The sequence below is a fragment of the Lacrimispora sp. genome, from assembly GCF_031982545.1.
Lineage (GTDB): Bacteria > Bacillota > Clostridia > Lachnospirales > Lachnospiraceae > Lacrimispora.
On record NZ_DALYXB010000005.1, the window covers coordinates 293,743 to 315,425 of the forward strand.

18 protein-coding genes and 1 tRNA gene are annotated in these 21,683 nt (G+C 42.9%); 3 read left to right on the forward strand and 16 right to left on the reverse strand.

Going from position 1 to position 21,683, the window contains the following annotated elements; translation table 11 throughout:
* Positions 1–39 precede the first annotated feature (39 nt).
* Positions 40–1,092, reverse strand: coding sequence for a tRNA preQ1(34) S-adenosylmethionine ribosyltransferase-isomerase QueA (queA, locus tag ABS301_RS10820; protein WP_349672241.1), 1,053 nt, complete (start codon positions 1,090–1,092; stop codon positions 40–42).
* A 62-nt stretch (positions 1,093–1,154) separates the two neighbouring features.
* Positions 1,155–1,970, reverse strand: coding sequence for a hypothetical protein (locus ABS301_RS10825; protein ID WP_349672242.1), 816 nt, complete (start codon positions 1,968–1,970; stop codon positions 1,155–1,157).
* A gap of 112 nt (positions 1,971–2,082) precedes the next feature.
* On the opposite strand from ABS301_RS10825, the gene ABS301_RS10830 reads away from it, so the two are divergent.
* Positions 2,083–2,154 (forward strand) — tRNA-Arg (locus tag ABS301_RS10830).
* Between the two features lie 338 nt (positions 2,155–2,492).
* On the opposite strand, the gene ABS301_RS10835 is transcribed toward ABS301_RS10830, so the two are convergent.
* From ABS301_RS10835 to ABS301_RS10845, 3 genes are all read right to left on the reverse strand, one after another.
* Positions 2,493–2,888, reverse strand: coding sequence for a hypothetical protein (locus ABS301_RS10835; RefSeq protein WP_349672243.1), 396 nt, complete (start codon positions 2,886–2,888; stop codon positions 2,493–2,495).
* Positions 2,889–3,150: 262 nt separating this feature from the next.
* On the reverse strand, positions 3,151–5,268 hold the full coding sequence (locus ABS301_RS10840) for a methyl-accepting chemotaxis protein (protein ID WP_349672244.1): 2,118 nt from the start codon (positions 5,266–5,268) through the stop codon (positions 3,151–3,153).
* Positions 5,258–7,555, reverse strand: a complete 2,298-nt coding sequence (locus tag ABS301_RS10845; protein ID WP_349672245.1) for an efflux RND transporter permease subunit — start codon at positions 7,553–7,555, stop codon at positions 5,258–5,260. The genes ABS301_RS10840 and ABS301_RS10845 overlap by 11 nt, the downstream gene beginning before the upstream one ends.
* A gap of 272 nt (positions 7,556–7,827) precedes the next feature.
* Here ABS301_RS10845 and ABS301_RS10850 point away from each other — a divergent pair, with 272 nt between their 5' ends.
* Positions 7,828–8,793, forward strand: a complete 966-nt coding sequence (locus ABS301_RS10850; protein WP_349672246.1) for a DUF5688 family protein — start codon at positions 7,828–7,830, stop codon at positions 8,791–8,793.
* Here the strand turns inward: ABS301_RS10850 and ABS301_RS10855 are convergent.
* From ABS301_RS10855 to ABS301_RS10895, 9 genes are all read right to left on the reverse strand, one after another.
* Positions 8,756–9,175: a threonine/serine exporter family protein gene (locus ABS301_RS10855; protein WP_349672247.1), complete on the reverse strand. Its 420-nt coding sequence runs from the start codon at positions 9,173–9,175 to the stop codon at positions 8,756–8,758. The genes ABS301_RS10850 and ABS301_RS10855 overlap by 38 nt on opposite strands.
* The gene (locus ABS301_RS10860; protein WP_349672248.1) at positions 9,169–9,948 is read right to left on the reverse strand and encodes a threonine/serine exporter family protein; all 780 of its coding nucleotides are present in this window, start codon (positions 9,946–9,948) and stop codon (positions 9,169–9,171) included. The genes ABS301_RS10855 and ABS301_RS10860 overlap by 7 nt, the downstream gene beginning before the upstream one ends.
* Positions 9,949–9,967: 19 nt before the next feature.
* Positions 9,968–11,965: a ferrous iron transport protein B gene (gene feoB / locus ABS301_RS10865; protein ID WP_349672249.1), complete on the reverse strand. Its 1,998-nt coding sequence runs from the start codon at positions 11,963–11,965 to the stop codon at positions 9,968–9,970.
* On the reverse strand, positions 11,958–12,191 hold the full coding sequence (locus tag ABS301_RS10870; RefSeq protein WP_104439758.1) for a FeoA family protein: 234 nt from the start codon (positions 12,189–12,191) through the stop codon (positions 11,958–11,960). Before ABS301_RS10870 ends, feoB begins: the two co-directional genes overlap by 8 nt.
* A gap of 131 nt (positions 12,192–12,322) precedes the next feature.
* Positions 12,323–14,308 carry an excinuclease ABC subunit UvrB gene (gene uvrB / locus ABS301_RS10875; RefSeq protein WP_349672250.1) on the reverse strand — a complete coding sequence of 662 codons (1,986 nt, stop codon included), beginning with the start codon at positions 14,306–14,308 and terminating at the stop codon, positions 12,323–12,325.
* 117 nt (positions 14,309–14,425) lie between these two features.
* Positions 14,426–15,673: a 3-isopropylmalate dehydratase large subunit gene (locus tag ABS301_RS10880; RefSeq protein ID WP_349672251.1), complete on the reverse strand. Its 1,248-nt coding sequence runs from the start codon at positions 15,671–15,673 to the stop codon at positions 14,426–14,428.
* Between the two features lie 9 nt (positions 15,674–15,682).
* Positions 15,683–16,174 carry a LeuD/DmdB family oxidoreductase small subunit gene (locus ABS301_RS10885; protein ID WP_349672284.1) on the reverse strand — a complete coding sequence of 164 codons (492 nt, stop codon included), beginning with the start codon at positions 16,172–16,174 and terminating at the stop codon, positions 15,683–15,685.
* A gap of 20 nt (positions 16,175–16,194) precedes the next feature.
* A complete protein-coding gene (locus tag ABS301_RS10890) occupies positions 16,195–17,436 on the reverse strand; it encodes a 3-isopropylmalate dehydratase large subunit (RefSeq protein ID WP_349672252.1) in 1,242 nt (413 codons plus the stop codon).
* Positions 17,427–17,918, reverse strand: coding sequence for a LeuD/DmdB family oxidoreductase small subunit (locus ABS301_RS10895; protein ID WP_349672253.1), 492 nt, complete (start codon positions 17,916–17,918; stop codon positions 17,427–17,429). Before ABS301_RS10895 ends, ABS301_RS10890 begins: the two co-directional genes overlap by 10 nt.
* A 194-nt stretch (positions 17,919–18,112) precedes the next feature.
* Here ABS301_RS10895 and ABS301_RS10900 point away from each other — a divergent pair, with 194 nt between their 5' ends.
* Positions 18,113–19,141, forward strand: coding sequence for a threonine aldolase family protein (locus ABS301_RS10900; protein ID WP_349672254.1), 1,029 nt, complete (start codon positions 18,113–18,115; stop codon positions 19,139–19,141).
* A gap of 60 nt (positions 19,142–19,201) precedes the next feature.
* Here ABS301_RS10900 and ABS301_RS10905 read toward each other — a convergent pair whose 3' ends face one another.
* Entirely contained in the window at positions 19,202–20,506 is a 1,305-nt protein-coding gene (locus ABS301_RS10905) for a S41 family peptidase (protein ID WP_349672255.1), read from the reverse strand.
* 16 nt (positions 20,507–20,522) lie between these two features.
* On the reverse strand, positions 20,523–21,680 hold the full coding sequence (locus ABS301_RS10910; protein ID WP_502877960.1) for a murein hydrolase activator EnvC family protein: 1,158 nt from the start codon (positions 21,678–21,680) through the stop codon (positions 20,523–20,525).
* Positions 21,681–21,683 lie beyond the last annotated feature (3 nt).

Consider the following 21,683-nt stretch of genomic DNA (forward strand, 5'->3'; position numbering starts at 1 on the left):
TTAACAAATAACAGATACCGGCAACCCTTTTGTCACTTTTTAATTCACTGTACCCTGATCCTTCTGGTCCGTCAGAAACATGGCATCGCCAAAGCTGAAGAATCGGTACCTCTCCTGAACTGCTTCCTCATATGCATGAAGTACATGATCTCTCCCCGCAAGCGCAGATACCAGCATAATTAAGGTGGATTCAGGCAAATGGAAATTGGTAATCAGACAATCCAGTATTTTAAAACCATAACCGGGATAAATAAATATTTCAGTCCAGCCGCTTCCTGCCTTTAAAATACCGTCATTCGTTGATGCAGATTCCACGGTTCTGCAGCTTGTGGTTCCTACGCAGACAATCCTTCCCCCATTTCGTTTGGCATCATTCACCTTTTTTGCTTCCTCTTCTTCTACAATATAGAATTCAGAATGCATGTGATGAGCTTCTATCTCATCCACCTTAACCGGGCGGAATGTTCCAAGTCCCACATGAAGTGTGACGTGGGCAATCTCCACTCCTTTTTCCTGTATCTTCTTTAATAATTCTTTTGTAAAATGCAGACCTGCAGTTGGTGCGGCAGCAGATCCTTCATTCTTGGCATAAACAGTCTGATACCGGTTTTTATCCTGAAGCTGGTGGGTAATATAGGGTGGCAGGGGCATCTGACCAAGCTGATCCAAAATCTCTTCAAAAATCCCCTCGTAAGAAAACTGGATGAGACGGTTTCCTTCTTCCACCACGTCAATAACGGTTCCTTTTAAAAGTCCCTCTCCAAATGAAATGACAGTTCCGACTTTTGCTTTCTTTCCTGGTTTCACAAGAGTTTCCCAGATATCATTCTCTCTTCTTTTTAATAGAAGGATCTCGATCTTTGCCTCAGTGCCTTCTTTTACGCCAAATAGCCTTGCCGGAATTACCTTGGTATCGTTAATAACCAGACAGTCTCCCTTTTTTAAGTAATCCAGTATATCTTTAAAATGTCTGTGTTCGATCTCTCCCGTATGCTTGTCCAGAACCAGCAGTCTGGAAGCCGACCGGTCCTCTAACGGATCCTGTGCAATCAGCTCCTGAGGTAAATCAAAATAAAAATCTCTGACGTTCATAAAACTACTCTCCTTTATCAAAAATGCTCCTCTGCAGGGTGCCACGCAGAGAAGCATCTGTTTTAACTATTGTTCGACTGGCTGGCTGATTCACCGGCTGATTCACTGGCAGGTTCCCCAGATGACTCACTGTCTGATTCCCCAGTGGTTTCTGCAGCAGCTTCTGGCTCTTCTTCCCCTTTTTTCAGGGTATTATAAACTGCCAGAAGGTTCTCATCGGACTTTAAAGCCTTCTCAAGACCTTCGTTTACCTCTTTTGCCATCTTTTGCACTTCATCAGACTGGTTTGCTTCCTGCATAAATTCAGACTCTTCTTTGCTGTTATCTGCAACCAGGTAGCAGCTTCCATCCGATGCAGTCTTTGCATAGCAGACTATCAGGCTTGGAGCCATCGTTTCTGCCTGACGGAATTTCACATCGAATCTGGCATAAACCACATAGTCACCATCTGCAATTCCAGGTGTAGAAAAGCATTCCAGATTTTCAAAACTCTGATAAAACTTTACCTCTTCTTCCATTCTGGAAGCCAGCTGATCCAAACTCTCTTCCCCGGTTTTACCGCCATAAACTTTAGAAAGTGCGTCCCGGTCGCAGCTCTTTCTGGCGTTAAAGTATGACTTCATCAAATCATTTAATTCGGGCACCGAATCCTTTTGCAGTGCAACTTTTACCTTCTGCGGCTGATTTTCATCGCTTTGCGGTGATGTACTCTCCGCCTTGGCAGAGACCGTTTCCGGCTCATTAACGGGCTGTCCGGCTTTGTCCAAAACAACCACCGCCATGATCAGTATTACTGCAACCAATGGTATGGCGAGAAACTTCAAAAACCGTCTGGTTTCCGCTTTCAGCCCATTCCATTTTCCTAATAAGTCCTTCATTAGACCTGACCTCCTGGAGAAACAATCTCCTCTCTATTCTAACAAAAAAACAGCCAAAAATCAACAAATAACTCTTGCGCTTTAAAACAATCTATAGTAGAATGTAAAAGATGCATCTGTAGCTCAGTGGATAGAGCAGTGGCCTCCGGAGCCGCGTGCGTAGGTTCGATTCCTATCAGATGCACTATAATTATATAGAATTATTAACCAAAAATCCTTGTTTTAAAAGGTTTTTTTTAGTTTACAGTTTCTTAAGCCATTCTGAAGCAGTTTATTTTTAAAATTCATTTTGAATCCTTCTCCTTAACCATATATATCCACTTAAACAAATTTTTAACACTAAAAAATCAAAATATCCAACCTATATAAATATCTCATTAAATAAAAACCAGTCGATAACAATGGACTGTTACCGGCTGGTAAAGTTTATTTTTTCATTCCGCCTATGGCAATTTGCGAAGGAATACAACTATAATAGCTGAAATAATGAGTAGTATAGAAATATTCTGACTATTAAGTTATTCAATTATAATCACTGCCCCCTTCGGTATGCAATACCCCTCCCTCAATGACAAATAGTCCACTCCTGCTTCTCATTACAGAATAATACTCCTTTTGAGTTTTAGGTAAACCATACGCGATCTGAACCGTTTTCCAGTTGCTCCTGTATATATTACCTACTTTAACAACCTCAGGAATACATTCCGTTCTGCTGACTTCCACCATATTCTTATTGTGTATCATATCAATATAATTATATCTGGTTACGGTTATGGACAATATGAGTCCCATAAGTAAAAAGCCGGACAATCCGGTGAGCATCAGCCAGTCCCGCCCAATAAAGAATAACACAAATAACAGAAGCATAACCACTAAATATAACACTCCATAAACTGTAATCCCAACAATATTAGTCATATGTTTTCCCCCAGGATACAAATCATAATCAAGCTATGGTTCAATGGATATCTGATTGAATTATACCATATATTGCCTTAAAAAAACAGATATGTCGGGTAAAATATATCATTCTATCTATTTTTAAGTACAAATAATATTATATGCCATCTGAAAAACATAACTAAATAATAATATTATTATAATTTTTAAACACAAAAAACGAGTGAAGACTAACCATGTCAATCATCACCCGTTTCATTATAATATTTCTTTTGTTCTCTTATCTAAAAATACCCGTAACTGCATTCCACATCTTTGCGAATACATTCTTCACCCGCTGCCATACTCCCACATCCACAGGAGCCGGTTCAATATCAACTGCATTGGTATTTACATCATCTTCTGAGATTTCCTGTGACCTTAAAATAATCTGGATACTGGAAGGAGTCTGGTTCTTATCCGATGTAAAGGATACCATCTTATCATCTAAATTCATTTCCAGCAGATTGCTGTCGTCAGCAATCTTATCCAGTTTCTCATCCAGACTGTTTCTGATACTCTCATTGGCCCCTTTTAACTTATTTGTGGTAGAGGAAGTTTCTGCCGCCTTTTCCAAAATGTCTATTAATCCGTTTAAGGTGTCCTTTGTGCCGCCTTCCACTGCCGCCCGGTTGTTTTTCACGGTGTTTTGAACACTGCGGAACAGGGAAATCACCTGGTTGGTTGACGAACTGATCTGTTCTACAGAAGCCGCCGTATCATCAAGCATTAAATCAAAGGCTGCCTTATTGTCATTTTTTGTTTTATTTAAACTGACTACATCTCCAATGGTGGTATCAATGTCGTATGAAATAGATGCAAGTTTACTTACAACTGCCTTACTATCCTTGACTCCTCCCTGTACATCAATTCCGGATATTGTATAACGAACACTGGATAAAATGTTGTTCATGGAGTTTAAAATTTTTGATAATACAGCTGCTGTCTGTACCAGTGCGGTCGCATTAGGGTTGCTCATACCGGAAGCAGCTACCGACTGAAGCTGGGTACGAAGCTTGGCTACCGCATCTGCCCCCAGGGAAAACTCAAGGTCATCAAGCACATCATTCATATCACTCATAAGCTGCTGCATACTTTCCGCCTGCTCTTTCAAGTCCTCCTCGCTTAAAGCCTGAGATGGAGAAGCAGTTGAACCAAGCTTCTTTAAAACGCTCTGAATCGCATCAAGCTGCTGCTCAATATCTTTAATCTCACCTGTAATCTGATCTGCATCAGACTCCTCCAGGCCGCTTTGCAGATCCCCCAGGGAATCTTTTAAATCTCTTAAGGATGAAGATAAATTATAGAAGTCTTCCCCGGAATCCTGAAGTGTTTCCACCAGAGTATTTACTTTGTTATTTACATCATCAAGTCCCTGCTTATTGGCCATAATGTCCGGCGCAAGCTGGCTGATCTTCTGATTGGCAGCTTCCAGACTGTCTATACTTGCATCTGTTTTTGAGATTATTTCATCCTTCGATGCATCGAAGTTTTCTCTTGCTCCCTGCAGCTGGCTCAGTCCCTTTTTCGTAACATCCATACCGTTGCTGATATTGTGCAGCGTATCCAGCATTTCATTCATACCGTCAAGCAGCTCATCTGCTGAATCCTTAAATGTATCCTTTGCCTCTTTCACATCAGCAATATCACTGATCTGATCCAGGGTTCCCGGAACCATCATCATGATTACTCCGCTGGATTCAAAATCATGGGAACTTATTTCAATATGAAATGTCTTTTCCTGACCTGGAACTGCTGCAAAAAGAACAGCCTTATAAGTACCCAGGGACTGGATCTGTGCTCCGGGGGCTTCAACGGAATTGACATCTTCCATATCTACCATTGTAGCAACCTGTAAAAGCATGTTGTTCTGATAATATATATTGGCATTCTTATTGGGAATGCAGTGAACGTCTATTTCTACCAGTCCATCCGCATGTAAAAGATCCTGGGCTTCTTTTGGTATACCATTTAATTTATAGGAGATATCAAAATCCCATGGAAGAACCACTTCTCCGTTATTTAACTGGCATTCATAATAGAAACGGTCCTTTGTATCTTCGGGAAGCTGCCAGGTCACTGTGTCTCCGTCAACAGCCGGCTCGGCATAATTTGACATATTGGTAACATCCTTATAAGTTCCATAATCAGAAAAGGAACGGATTCCATTTAATGTGACTCCTTTTACCACGCTGCTGTCAGTCTCTTTTCCGTAATAGTCCAGATTTACATATAGTGTTTCGTCCACAGATACAGCTGGCGGTCCTGCGTAAATATTTCCAGCCATATTAATACTGATCATTGAAGTGATGAGTGTCGCTGCTGTCAGCCGATATGCTGCGCTCCATTTACTTTTCATTGTTTTTCACTTCCTCCTGTTCCTGCTTCTTATCTTCTGTGTCCATTTTCTGTCCACCTTGTGTTTTACCGTCTTTTGATTGTTCCGCTTCCAGCAAAGCTTTCTTTTTTTCAATTCTGTTCGCTTTGAAGGCTTTTTTCTTTTCAATTAGAGCCTGATGAGAAGCAACGATCTTTTGCCGTTTTCCTTCCTCCCACATCAACACAGGATCTGCCAGGGTCAAAAGAACCGGCAGCAGGAATAGTACCATAATTACACTGATAAAAGCACCCCTGCCAATTAAATGTCCAAGACCTGCAATGGCAGATACCGATGAGATAAAATATAAACCGTAACCAACTATAGTTAAAATAGTTCCTGAAGTCAGGATAGAAAGTGCACTTTTGGAAACGGTGTGCTTGATGGCCCTTGCCTTTTCCGGATATTTTTTCTTCATATCCATATAGTTATTGGTCATCAGAATGGAATAATCCACCGTAGCACCCAGCTGAAGACAGCTGACAATAATATATCCCAGATACAATATATCCTCTCCTTTAAAATAAGGAATTGCAAAATTGATAAATACAGCGACTTCAATGGGGATCAAAACAACAACTGGTATAATCAGAGACTTAAACGTAATCATAACTACCAGGCCGACTCCCAATATGGAAAGAATATTTACAAAGTTATAATCCTCCGTGATAATTGTCTTGATATTCTGGGTAGATGGGATTACCCCTGTTATATAAGCGCCTTCCGGATAATACTTATTTACAATGGCACTGATCTCATCCGAACATTGAAACGCAAAATCACTTTCATCAGAGGATTTTACATAGATCATAATTCTGCTGTAGTCCTTTGTATGCAGCAGGCTGGTAATGCTTTTAGGTATGATCTTCTCCGGTATACCATCTGGTAAAGTGCCCGCAAGAGATGTAGCAGATCTCACATAGTCAAGATCTTTCAGTTCATCCGTCAAGTTTTTTTCCGTTACCATATTGGTATTGGGAACAACCGCAAGAATTAAATTGCTCTTTCCAAAACGGCTGTTAATCTGCTGTTCATCGTAATATACCTGGGTACCCGGACTGGATCCCAATGCACCGTTACCAAATGTAAATGCATTCATGTTCTGGGCTATAAAAGCCGGTATAACCACAAGTGCGATTGCAGTCAGAACACCATAACGCACCTTATGTACAAGAATTCCAAGTCCATGGAAGGACGGCATAAAAGAACGATGTTCTGTCTTCTTGATTCTGTCTCCCCAACGAAGCAACAGAGAAGGCATTAAAAACAGAACCGTTGCAAGACTGATTACAATTCCCTTTGCCAGAACAAATCCCAAATCGTATCCAATAGAAAAACGCATCAGCATCAGAACCAGAAAGCCAATAATGGTTGTTGCGCCACTTGCCAGTATGGACGGTATGGATTTGTGAAGAGCATTGGTGATTGCCGTTACCGGATCGTCTCCTTTTTCCCGCTCCTTTGTAAAACTGTCCAGAAGAAAAACTGAATAATCCATGGCTACTGCCAGCTGTAAGATAGCAGCCACACTGAACGTAATAAATGATATGGTACCAATCATCAGGTTGGTTCCCATATTAATGATGATTGCAATTCCCATAATCATCAGGAAGAGAAATGGTTCAAACCACGAAGTCGTTGTTGCACACAATACCAGTGCAATCATTACGACTCCCATAGCCATGGCAATACTGATCTCTCTGGTAAGGGTCTCATTTAACGATTTGTTCTGAACCGCCGATCCCATGAAATAGCCTTTGTCGCCTGTCATCTTCTGCATCTGGCTGATTGCAGACTTGGTGAGACTGCTGGAATCCCCTTCTTTAAAAATAATATCCATAACAGCATAATTGTCCTTATAGTAATCCTGGATATCATCGTAATTAATAAATATGTTCGCTTTATAAACATCGGTGGTGGTATCTGCCCACATCACCATATCCACACCGTCTATATCCGCAATCCGGTCCTTATAGGCCTTTGCTTCATATAGAGTAACAGGGCCAACCATCACCCTTGCCGTGCCTGGATATCCAAATTCTTCTTCCATTACATTAAGGCCTTTTTTCGCTGGGGCCCAGTCGGGAAGATATTCGCTCAGATCATAATTAACATGAACAAAGCAGGCGCAGACAGCAGATATAATAACTGCCAGCGCAAATAGTTTTTCAATTCGTCTGCCGTTCTTAACGATCAGTTCAATAAGGCCCGAATGTCTATTCTTAGGCCTGCTTTCATGAAGCTGTTTGTTTTTTTCTTTTGTTTTCACTGTCCTCACCCTTTATTCGTCTTTTCAGTGTATACAATAATACCATTTTCCAATTTTGTAATTATACAATCTTTTTAAGTTGAATGATTTTTCGACAAAATTCCAAATATGTCTAAACATATTGTCATTTTTTATCAACTAATGTATAATGGACTTGATTTTATTGCTTATCCATCTGCTTATCTGGTAATCATTTCTAATCCAATTTTCAACTACTGTGCTGTATCTCGCATCATGCGATTTACATAAATCAAATCTAAGGAGGTATACATATGGTATACGAACAATTTCAAAAAGCAGTAAAGGAATCACTGGAAGAACGTTTTGGCTCTGGCTACAACCTGACACTTCAAAGCATTACGAAAAACAACGGACTGACCCTTAATGGTATCTGCATCAGCAGGCCACAGGAACATACAGCTCCGGCTATTTATCTTCAGACGTTTTATGATACTTATAAAAAAGGGAAATCATTTCCCCAGGTTGTAGATGAGATTATGGAATTATATCAGACACAGCATTTGCCAGATGATAATTTTATAGAAGAACTACACTCAGAAAACCCTTTAACAGACCGTATCATCTTCCGCCTGATCAATGAACCGGCTAACCGTACCCTTCTAACCGATCTACCCCACATATCATTACCAGATCTGGATTTATCACTGATCTTCTGTCTTTCTTTAAACAAGAAAGATGACCAGCTTCTCACAGCCATTATCCACAATTCCCATCAAAAACTATGGAACTTATCCACCGAAGATTTATTTCAGTATGCAAAATTAAACACACCAGAATTATTTCCAGCACAGATCAGTTCTCTTATGGAGGTAATAAAAGAAATCGCAAGAAAATCTTCAGACACGGAAATAAAAGAGGAAGACTGGTCCGGCTTATTTGACCCATCTCCCCTGTCTCCTCCCATGTATGTCCTCACTAATCCCTACGGTGTCCACGGAGCTGCCTGTATGTTCTATGAAGACATATTAAAAGACTTCGCAGATAGCATGGAAGGCGATTTAATCATTCTGCCTTCCAGCATTCACGAAGTCTTGCTAATCCCGCACAGCAATCATATATCCTATGAAGAGCTGGCGGAAACCGTATTTTCCATCAATCAGGAGGAGGTTCCTCAGGAAGACCGCCTCTCCAACCATATCTATCACTATTCCAGATCAAAAAACCACCTGTCCGTTGTTTTTACTTCTTCTTTCCCAATCGGAACAATGAATCCATAATAAAAATTGCCATGGCAATGGCACCGGAAACCTGAAGTGTTTCCACCAGATAATGGCTGGAAAGCACCGGGTCATTGCTAATCACATAGGACACGCTTCGGTATATGGAAGCACCAGGCACCGAAGGCAGGATTCCAGCCACCAAAAACACCGTAACAGGTGCTTTACACACTCTTGCGGAGATATGACTGAACAGCGCTACCAAAAGAGTGGATAAAAAAGCCGCAGCTATGACCGATCCGGCTGCGGCTTGTACAAGAAGGTATACCAGCCAGCCGACTGCACCGATTGTTCCGGAAAGAATCAGATACTTTTTCGGAAGCTCCAGTATCAGAGAAAAGCTGATCACTGCAAGAAATGCTCCAACTGTCTGAATCACCATATAAAATACCCCCCGGCCAGCCACTGATACAGTCCCATACCAGCTCCCACTCCTGCCGCTACTGCAAGAGCAATCACCACAGCTTCCACAATTCTTGCAGTACCTGATGCATAATCCCCGTTTAATGTATCGCGGATCGCTGTGGTAAAGATTACTCCCGGCACTAACGGCATGATGGCACCAATTATAATAATATCACTTTTAATTCCAGATAATCCCCATCTCTCAAGGAAAAGAGTGGTCAATGCAATTAAGAAAGCGCAAAATGCATTGGCACAGAAATCATTTAAACGGATCTTTTGAGAAATCTCCATGGCAACCGCCAGCACAGCTCCGGTTACCGCAGCCGCCACACAGTCCCTTGCGTTACCTCCAAGAAGCAGTGTAAAAAATACTGCAACTCCCATAAAGCCCATATCCTTAAGCCTCTTATGAAACTGAACCGTCTTTCGTATTTCTTTCAGCCGCTCAAATGCCTCTTCCACCGTCATAAGGTCTGCACAAAGCTTTCTTGACACATCATTCACCAGATAAACCCGGTTTAAATTGGTATTTCTGACCGTCACCCTTCTTGCCACTGTAATCGCCTCTATGGACGGATCGTTTAAGGATGCAAAAATGCCTGTGGAAAATACGATGGCTTCTGCCGTATTCAAGCCTGCTTTTCTTAAAATATGGTCAATGGTATCTTCCACCCGAAAGATCTCCGCACCACTTATCAACATAATCTCACCTGCCAGAACAGCAGTTTCCACAAGCAGTTTATCATTCATCAGCTTATCCTCTATCCAATTAAAAAATCAAACTTCCAATCTGGTACACCACTACAGCAAAGAACCAGGCAACCGCCAGCTGAAACAGCACCATACCAAGTGTCCATCTCAGCGATCCTGTTTCTTTCTTTATGGTAGCAACCGCAGCAATACAGGGGGAATAAAGAAGGCAGAAGATCATCAGCGCATATGCATTCACTCCGCCAAATCCCACCTTGCCCAGCAATCCTGATAATTCAACCATTCCTGCTGCCGAATTAATATTACTGATTCCAAATAATACGGAAAAACTGGAAACCACAACTTCCTTGGCAGAAAGCCCGGAAATAAGCGCCACCGCAATTCTCCAGTCACCCAGTCCCGCAGGAGTAAGCACAGGAATTAAAACTCTGCCAATCATGGCTGCAAAGCTTTGTGATACATCTGTGACAAATCCATGAAACCCTGTATTGAGTACAAACCACAATACGATAGAGGCCAGAAATATGGTAGTACCTGCTTTTCCAAGGTAATCTTTCACTTTATCCCACACATAAATTGCAACCGTTCTTGCATTGGGTGTCTTATATTCCGGCAGTTCAATTAAAAGTGTATCCTCTTCCTGGGATTTTATCATCTTATGTGTCACATGAGCAATCAAAATCGCAACCATAAGTCCGATTACGTATAAAGAATAAGCCGCAACCAGCGCATGGTTCGGAAAAAACATCTCTGAAAACAAAACATAAATAGGCAGTCTGGCAGAGCAGGACATAAACGGTGTGATGAGTATTGTCCTTCTCCTGTCCCTTTCACTGGGCAGTGCTCTCGCTGCCATTACAGCCGGCACCGTACAGCCAAACCCTAAAAGCATGGGAAGAAACGCCTTGCCGGAAAGTCCCACCCTTCCCATTATTTCATTCATTACATAAGCAACTCTCGCCATATAACCACTGTCTTCCAAAAAAGCCAGGGCAAGAAACAGAATGAAAATATTCGGGAGAAAGGTAAGGATTCCTCCTACACCTGCAACGATTCCATCCACTACCAGGGAGGTAATCCAGTCCGCTGCATGAATCCCCGTCATCATCTGAAACATAAATGACGATAGATGATCCAGTGCAATCTCAAAATATCCCTTCAGGAAATCTCCTACCGTGAATGTCAGAAAAAACACAAGGGCCATAATACCAAGAAACAAAGGAACTCCCCAGAATGGGTGAGTCAGATAGTCGTCAATCTTATCCGTCATTGCCGCCTTCTGCTCTTTGTTAACCAGGCATTCGCGAATCACCCCTTCTATATAATCGTATTTCTCATTTATAATCTCTTTTTCATAATTATGGTCAATAATATTGCTTAAATCAACCGGATGGTCATTTGCCACCTCTTCATCATATTCCAAAAACTTGATGGCATGCCACCGCAGATTTTTAAGCTTTCCATAATGGGCTTTCAGTACGGTCTCCACTTTGGATACCTTGTTTTCAATTCGTGGTGTGTACGTAACCACCACTCCCTGAGGTCCTTCCTCGTAATGATGAACCACTGCATGCATGAGAACATCAAGACCGGTCCGCTTTCTGGCTGAAACCGGTACTACAGGAATATTCCCAAGCATCTCAGGAAGGCGGTGAAGATCAATCTCCATCCCCCTGTCTTCCACAATATCCATCATATTAAGAGCCAGAATCACTGGCTTTTTCAATTCCAGAAGCTGAAGTGTCAAATATAAATTCCGCTCCAGAGAGGAAGCATCCACAACGTTAATGATCACGTCAACGGATTCATCTTCCAGACACTTTCTTGTAACAATCTCTTCTATGGTGTAGCTGGTCAGGCTGTAAATTCCCGGTGTATCAATCACCCGTATGGTCTGGCCTTTGTAGATGGTCTCCCCTTCCACGCGCTCCACCGTAACACCCGGCCAGTTTGCCACTTTCAGCCTTGCACCGGTAAAAGCATTAAACAGAGTTGTCTTCCCGCAGTTGGGATTACCAACGAATGCAACACGGATTGTTCTGTTGTCATCACTCATGGCTGGTCTCCTCCTTTATCTCAATACCCTCTGAGATCTTCCTGCCCAGAGCCAGACGAGTCCCTCTGACCTTAATAATCACGGTGCCGCTTCCTTTTTTGTTTAATAAGGTAACTGGCGTCATCTCGTTGACGCCTAATGCTTCCAGCCTTCTTGTAATGGCATCTTTCACCATAACACTATATACAATGTAGGTCTTTCCGATATCTCCTTCATGAAGCTTCATAATAATCTCCTCTGAATGCAGCCTGTTCCAAAACCGGCGCACCAGGGTTCTTTCCCTGGATTGCATCCATAGAGATTTTACACTTATTGAGAATCATTGTCAATACTATCCTAATACCTGAAATATATTTTTTACTGGCTGATATCCTGAAGCATCTTTTTCACCTGTACCATTCGGTCACGCAGCTTTGCAGCCTCCTCGAAATTCAGTTCTGCTGCTGCCTGATGCATCTTTTTTGTCAGTTCTTTTGAAAGCTTTTCCAGTTCCATTGCATCCATGGATTCAGGATCTTTTTTAAACTCCTTATCACTGGCTGCTGCAGCCTTAGAGATTGCTATCAGATCACGAACTGCTTTTTTAATGGTAGTGGGAGTAATTCCATGCTCTTCATTATATCGCTGCTGAATCGCTCTTCTCCGGTTAGTCTCTTCAATCGCTACTCTCATGGAATCCGTCATATTATCTGCGTACATGATAACGTGACCTTCCGAGTTTCTTGCCGCTCTTCCGATTGTCTGTATGAGAGAAGTCTGTGAACGTAGAAAACCTTCCTTATCCGCATCCAGGATTGCAACCAGTGTAATCTCTGGAATATCGAGACCTTCCCTTAAGAGGTTGATTCCTACCAGAACATCGAAAACATCAAGCCGCATATCACGGATGATCTCCGAGCGTTCCAGAGTATCGATATCGGAATGAAGGTACTTGACCCGGATCCCCACCTCTCTCATGTAATCCGTCAAATCTTCTGCCATACGCTTGGTTAAAGTGGTTATTAATATCTTATTCTTTTTTTCCACTTCCTTGTTGACCTCGGAAATAAGATCATCAATCTGCCCTTCCACGGGGCGCACGTCAATCTCCGGATCCAGAAGTCCGGTTGGTCGAATGATCTGCTCCACCCTTAAAAGTTCATGCTCTGATTCATATACAGAAGGAGTTGCTGAAACAAACATCATTTGATTAATCTTGGATTCAAACTCTTCAAAATTCAAAGGACGGTTATCAAGAGCGGACGGAAGGCGAAATCCAAAGTTTACAAGAGTGCTTTTCCTGGAACGGTCTCCTGCGTACATTCCTCTCACCTGCGGCAAGGTAATGTGGGACTCGTCCACGATAATCAAAAAATCATCTGAGAAATAATCAATTAAGGTATAGGGCGGCTCTCCCGGTTTTCCCCCGGTTAAATGTCTGGAATAGTTCTCAATTCCGGAACAAAAGCCGGTCTCCTTCATCATCTCTACGTCAAAATTAGTCCGCTCAGAAATTCTCTGGGCCTCTAAAAGCTTGTCTTCACTTTTAAAATACTCCACCTGTTCCTTTAACTCCGTCAGGATTGTCTGTGCTGCATGCTCCATCTTATCCCTGGAAACAACATAATGGGAAGCAGGGAATACCGCAATATGCCCCAGCTCTGCCCGGATCTCTCCTGTCAGCGTGTCAATTTCCGTAATCCGGTCTACCTCATCACCAAAGAATTCCACACGGTAAGCTTCACTTCCGGAATAAGAGGGGAATATCTCTACCACATCGCCTCTGACCCGGAAGGTACCACGTCTGAAATCCATATCATTCCGGTCATACTGAATATCAATCAGCTTATGAACCACTTCATCCCGGTCCTTTATCATTCCGGGTCTTAAGGATATCACCATCTCCTGATAATCGATGGGGCTACCCAATCCATAAATACAGGAAACCGAAGCAACGATAATCACATCTTTGCGCTCTGATAATGCCGCAGTGGCAGAATGGCGCAGCTTATCGATCTCATCATTGATGGCGGAATCCTTTTCAATGTAAGTATCGGTAGATGGTACGTATGCTTCGGGCTGATAATAATCGTAATAGGAAACAAAATACTCCACTGCATTGTCCGGGAAAAATTCCTTGAATTCTCCGTAAAGCTGTGCAGCGAGAGTCTTGTTATGAGCAATAATTAATGTTGGCTTCTGCAATTCCTGTATGACATTCGCCATAGTAAAGGTCTTACCAGAGCCTGTAACTCCCAGTAAGGTCTGAAACTGGTTGCCCTCCTTAAATCCGCTCACAAGCTGGTCTATGGCCTGGGGCTGATCGCCGGTAGGTGCAAATTCTGAATGCAATTGAAACTCCATACGTTCTTTTTACCTCCTTGGTGACAACATCGTACCTGGATTATAACATAGCAGAGTTAAAAAGTATAGGCAGGGGAGGAACATTTGTTCTGATTTTATTTTTTACTGACCGGTTCCCTATTCAGCGCTCACAATCCGGCCGGTTAACGCACAGGCTGCCGCCGTTTTGGGAGAAGCCAGATATATTTCAACTTTAGAAGTTCCCATTCTTCCCAGGAAATTCCGGTTATTGGTAGCCACTACCCGTTCCCCGTCACTTAGAATTCCTCCGGTTCTTCCGCAGCATAATCCGCATCCCGGATGGGTGATAATGGCACCTGCCTCAGACAGAATCTCCATGATTCCCTGCTCCATGGCTTCCTGGTAAATCTTCCGGCTTGCAGGCGTCACAATAAGCTTCACGTAGTCAGCTACCTTTTTGCCCTTTAACACCCCTGCTGCCGCTGCCAGATCCTCCAGACGACCATTGGTACAGGAACCGATAAATACCTGGTCAATAAGGATCCCCTCCAGTTCACTGACGGGCTTGATTTTATCCACCTGGGAAGGGCATGCCATAACGGGAACAAAATTCTCTGCACGATACCGGATTACTTTTTTGTAAACTGCATCCTCATCTCCAGTCAGACTCTTCTGAAATTCGTTCAGCTGTATTTCACAATATTCAGCCGTTTTCTCATCCGGAGTAAACAAGGCACATTTTGCACCGGCTTCAACGGCCATATTGGCTATGGTCATACGGCTTGACACCGACATCTCCTCAACGGTGCTTCCTGTAAATTCAAGAGCCAGATAAGTGGCTCCGTCTGCACCCAGATCTCCGATCAGGCGCAGAATAATATCCTTAGACATCACATCATCCGGAAGTTTTCCTTCAATAACCACCTTAATTGTCTCCGGTATCTTAATCCACATGGTACCGGTACCCAGAATACTTGCCATCTCCGTATAACCAATTCCGGAAGAAAATGCTCCCACACAGCCATATGTAGTGGTATGGCTGTCTGTCCCAAAAACCACATCTCCCGGTTTTACGTATCCTGCCTCCGTCATCAGCTGATGGCAGATTCCATCACTTCTGTGGACATGCTCCATTCCGTATTTTGCTGCAAATGCATCTCCGATCCGAAAATGTCTGGTGTCATCAAGCTGGCTGGCTGGAACCAGATGGTCATAGATCAAGACCGCTTTATCCGGATCCCAAAGCTTTTTAAATCCCATTTCTTCAAATTTATCTGCTACAAAAGGAATAAAAATATCATGAATCATTACCCTGTCTGCTTTTACAGTCACGATATCTCCCGGTTTTCCATTTTGAGCACCTGTATTATGCCTGATTATTTTTTCAATAATTGTGTATCCCATTGCCCCTCCTTAATCCAGTCCGTTGCGTTTTCGCATGGCTTTCACCAGTCCGCCTGCACTGATAATATCAACCAGATTCTGAGGCAGCGATGCGATCTGATAAAATCTGCCCTGATATTCAACATGTTCATTTACCGTAACTTGAATGATGTCACCTTCCGTCATATCATCATATAAATCCGGCTGTTCCATAAGAAGCAGACCATTGTTAATGGAATTGCGGAAAAATATTCTGGCAAAGGATTTGGCTATTACGCATTTCACTCCAAGAGCCTTAATAATTTCAGGTGCCTGCTCCCTGGAAGATCCACAGCCAAAATTCTTACCAGCTACAATAATATCTCCTTCTTTGATCAGCCCAGCCAGTTCCGGCCGGAGAGGGCTAAAGCCATACTGCTTCATCTCATCTATGGTTTTTAGTGCCAGATATTCTGTAGGAATAATGATATCGGTATCAATATCATCTCCAAGAACCCAGACTTTTCCTGTAAATCTCTCCATTGTCATTTCCTTTCCCCTGATTATGCCAGCGTAATTTCTCCTGCAATCGCTGATGCCGTCACTGTGGCAGCAGAACCTAAATATACTTTGGAACTGGGATGACCTGCCCTGCCTTTAAAATTACGGGTTCCGGTACTGATGAGAACCTCATTTTCACCAATGACACCCTGACAGCTTCCCCAGCAGACACTGCAATTGGGATTCATGACAATTGCACCAGATTCCATGAAAATGTCAATGAGTCCTTCCTTTAATGCCTGTTTGTATACGGAAAGGCTTGCCGGAACAACCAGAAACCGGACACTGTCCGCTACCTTTTTACCCTTAATAATACCGGCTCCGATTCTCAGTTCTTCAATCCTGCCATTGTTGCAGGATCCTAAAAATGCTTCGTCTATCTTCACGCCGCAGACTTCTTTTGCAGGAACCACGTCATCTACAAAATCCGGTCTTGCAATCACTGGCTCGATGGCAGACATATCGATGGTATATTCCCTTGCGTAAACTGCATCAGGATCACTTTTATATACAGCTTTTGGCTTTCTCCCCTGCTCTTGCAGGTAGGCAAGGGCGATTTCGTCGGCCTCAAAGATACCGGTTTTTGCTCCTGCCTCGACGGATAAGTTGCATAAAACCATACGGTCATTGACACTCAGTGTTTTTGCGCCCTCTCCGCAAAATTCCATCACCTGATAATTGCAGCCATTGGCACCAATCTGACCAATAATCGTAAGCATAAAATCTCTTGGATAAACTCCCTCTGGAAGCTTCCCAACCAGATTGAATTTAACCGATTCCGGAACCAGCACCCAGGATGTCCCTGTAACCATACCATAAAGAAAATCCGTACACCCAACGCCTGTACCAAAGGCACCTAACGCACCATAAGTACAGGTATGGCTGTCTGCTCCAAAAATCAGTTCTCCCGGACAGACGTAGTTTTCCATCATAATCTGATGGCACACGCCCTTTCCCTCCCAGAAATCAATCTGATGCTCTCTGGCAAAATCTCTCATCTTCTTCTGGGCTGCTGCGGTTTTTGGATTATCTGCAGGCACATTATGGTCCACAATAAAGACCAGTTTTTCAGGATCTGCAATACGGGGATTGGTCAGCTTGTTATGATACATATCAACGGTTAAATGGGTTGTTCCGTCATTGCTCATCAGGCGGTCTAAATTAACAGTATGAATATCCCCCGGCTTTACATGATCCACACCGGCAGCAGCCGCTATTATTTTTTCTGCGATTGTCATTCCCATACCTGTTCCTCCTTATTTAAAGATGCAATCAGGCCGCCCTGATTTAAAATATTCTGCATATATTCCGGAAGTTTCGTACAGGAGTACTCTTTTCCCTTTGCCTTAACGATTCCCTCTGACAAAGACAGCTCCATCACATCACCTGTATTTACTTCATCCGGAAGTTCTTTGCACACAATCACAGGAAGTCCGATATTAATTGCATTCCGAAAGAAAATTCTGGCAAATGATTTGGCTATTACAGCTTCTACACCAAGAGCCTTTAACACACCCGGTGCCTGCTCTCTGGACGAACCGCATCCAAAATTCTCCCCTCCCACTACATAATCTCCCGCCTTTACTTTTTTAGGAAAGTCGGGATCAAGAGATTCAAATGTATGTACTTTCATTTCTTCCAGATCAGGTAATAACAGATACTGGGATCCTATTATCTGATCTGTATCCAGATCATTATGAAATTTAAAAATTGCACCTGTCGGCATAAGGTTTCCTCCTGCTCATACGTAATACATATTCTTTTATTTATTTTACCACAGCCATTAATATAATAATAATACATGATATGAATATTTACTATAACATAAGATTATATTGTTACTTGTCCATCTGCCATTGTAAATCTGTCCCATTTAGTATATCATATTTTTTATACCATCAATCATCAGGAGGACATTTTATGTATAGCTTTAATAACGATTACAGCGAAGGCGCGCACCCAAAGATTCTGGAAGCGATCACACGGACCAATCTGGATCAGAACAGCGGATACGGAACTGACGGGCACTGTACCCGTGCCAGGGAGATGATCAGACGGGAAATCGGGTGTGAGGACGCTGATGTTCATTTTATTGTGGGAGGAACCCAGACGAACCTGATTACTATCAGTACAGCTCTTAAACCGTGGCAGGCTGTAATCTGCGTTGCCCAGGGACATATTAATGTCCATGAAACCGGCGCTATCGAGGCCACCGGTCATAAAGTTCTTGCTATGCCGGGAAAAGACGGAAAGCTGACTCCTGCTGATATCACTCAGGCGTTAAATCTTCATACAGATGAACATATGGTCCAGCCCAAAATGGTCTATATTTCAAACTCAACCGAACTGGGAACCCAGTATTCCAAAGCCGAGTTAGAAGCAATCCGCAGTCTGTGTATGGAAAAAGATCTCTATCTGTTTTTAGACGGTGCCCGTCTGGGTTCCGCCCTGACCAGTGCAGTAAATGATTTAACCATAAAAGATATTGCCGCCTTAACCGACGTTTTTTATATCGGCGGAACAAAAGCCGGTGCTCTGTTCGGGGAAGCTCTGGTTATCAGCCACCCGGATTTAAAACCGGATTTCCGTTTTATGATGAAACAGCGTGGGGCACTGCTGGCAAAAGGCTGGCTCCTGGGCATTCAGTATGAGGAACTGTTCACCGACAATCTTTACTACGATCTGGCTTCCCATGCCAATGCAATGGCGGATATTTTAAGAAAGGGCATCAGCAGCTGCGGCTATTCCTTCGCCGCCCCTTCTCTCACAAACCAGCTGTTTCCCATACTTCCTGAGGAAGTAATAGAAACCCTTCAGAAAGACTTTGTATTTTCCATACAGGAAAAAGGAACCAATGGCCATTCTGTTATACGGCTGGTTACCTCCTGGGCAACCAAAGAAGATGCCTGCAGACAATTTTTAGACGTCCTTAAAACCTGCTCCATGTAATGAAAAAGCCCTTAAGAAACTGGCAATAAGATTGCTGCTGTCTCTTAAGGGCTTTATTTTTTATTTTAAAGCATTAATTGCTTCTATCAGCTGATTGTCTTCATTATGCTCAATCTTAATTTTTGTTTTCAGCTCTTCTTTTAATTCTACGGGAACATCTGGTTCAAGACCCTTTTTGTGAAGATCAAAACCGCTTGGTGTATAGTAATGGGCAATTGTCATCTTAATTGCAGTTCCGTTATCTAACGGGAACAACGTCTGGACAATTCCCTTGCCAAATGTTTTAGTTCCTACAAGCTTCGCTTTCTTGTATGCCTTAAGGGCACCGGAGAATACCTCAGATGCACTTGCAGACTGACCATTCACCAGAACTGCCATTGGAACATCTACCTGATGACCGTCTGAAGCATAATACTGCTCGCCTTTTCCGTTCTTATCCGCCATATAAACAAGAAGGGTTTTATTCTTCTTGGTTCTTACCAGATTGGGATCGCCTTCAATGACCAGATCATCAGGAAGAATGTAATCCAGCATGGATACAACCGCGTCCACAACTCCACCAGGGTTATTTCTTAAATCAACCACCAGTTTTTTCATTCCCTTTTTCTCCAGATCATCAACTGCACCTTTAAACTGATCAGCAGTTACCGTATCGAACTGACTTACTGAAATATATCCAACATTATCTGCCAGCATTTCATATTCAACCGTAGGCACTGTGATCTGCCGGCGCTCCATGGTCATATCGATATAATCGCCTGCCTCCTTACGAAGAACAGTGATTGTCACAGGTGTGCCTTTCTCGCCTTTGATGTAATCCTTTACTACCAGTTCCAGATCAATTCCTGTCACTTCTTTGCTGCCTACCTTATAAAGAATATCACCAGGCAGAATTCCCGCTTCCGCTCCGGGAGTTCCTTCAAATACCTTGCTGACTGTGATTACACCGGTTGAGGGATTCTGACTTACCATCACGCCAATCCCGCAGTATTCTCCAGCCGTATCTTCCATCAGTTTTTTATATTCATCAGCCGTGTAATAAACCGTGTAGGGATCCTCAAGGCCATAAAGCATTCCTTTATAGATCCAGTCTTCCACTTTCGTATTGTCTTCGTCAAATAGATAATACTTATCAATCACACTCTGAATGGTCTGGATCTTAGCCACAATCCGGTTCATATCCAGATCGCCGTTCTGATTCTCTGCCTGAACGGATTCTGCCGTTGTTCCCTTGCCATCAATTGCAGTTCTTCCAATTAAAAAAATACCTAACGACATCCCCACAATTACAAGGGCTGCCAATGTGGTAAGAAGTGCTCCGACTAGGGCACCCTTCCAAAATTTATTTTTACTTTCCACTGTCATTCTCCTATCTAGCTCATTATGGGCTTACATACTTCACTGGATTTACATAACTTCCATTCACTCTGATCCCAAAGTGGAGATGCGGTCCTGTGGAATACCCGGTAGAACCCACTTTTGCAATTAACTGTCCCTGCGACACTTCCTGCCCCGCTGAAACCAGGAGTTCGGAACAGTGCATATAAACAGTATAGACTCCCCCGCCATGATGAATCATGATATAATTGCCGGCAGAATAACTGTATGTAGAGATCGTTACAGTCCCGGAAGCTGCTGCTACAATACCTGCACCGGTTGATGCTCCGATGTCTATGCCCTGATGATTAGAAGAGGCTCCTTCGGTTGGAGATTCTCTGTCTCCGAAGGAAGAAGTGATTCTTGAAGATGACGGGCTGGGCCATATAAAGCTAATATTCCCGATTGCCACCGTATTATACGTTTTTCCAGCCTTCTGGGCAGCTTTCCGTGCTTCTTCCTCTTGTTTTCGTATCTGTGCTTCCATTTCTTTGATATGCTGTTCCTGAGCTGCTATATCTTTTTCCAGTTCGGATAAATTTTCCTGGTTCTTGGCTATCCTGTTCTGATACGATGCAAGTTCCTGGTTTTTTGCCTGTAAAAGTCCCTCAGCCTCCTGCTTTTTGTCTCTGGCAGCAGTCTGGAATCCAAGCAGATTCTCATATTCTGCCTTTAACAGAGCTTCTCTCTGACTGACCTCTTCTTTGGTTCTTTTATAATCCTCCAGCATTCTTCTATCATATGCAGCAATGCTTCTGATATATTCCGCCCGGTTATAAAGCTGGGTGAGATCGGCGGACCGAAACAGCAAGTCCAGATAATTCGTCTCACCCTTTTCATACATATATTGAATTCTGAGTTTCATATTCCGGTATTGATGTTCCTGTGCTTTTTTTGCGGTCTCAAGATCTGCTTTGGCAGTTTTTATCTGCTCTTCTTTCGCTGATATCTGGGAGGTGAGTGCCGTTAGCTGCTTATCATAGACAGCCAGTTTGTCATCCAGACCTTTCACATAAGACGCAGTATCCGCTTTCAGACCTTCCAGCTCTTTTAAAGCTGATTCCACTTCCTTTTTTTGATCCTCCATGGAACTGGCCTTTTTCTTTGCATCATTTACATCATTCTTTGTACCATAGGAGGGAAATATACATGATACGGTCATCAA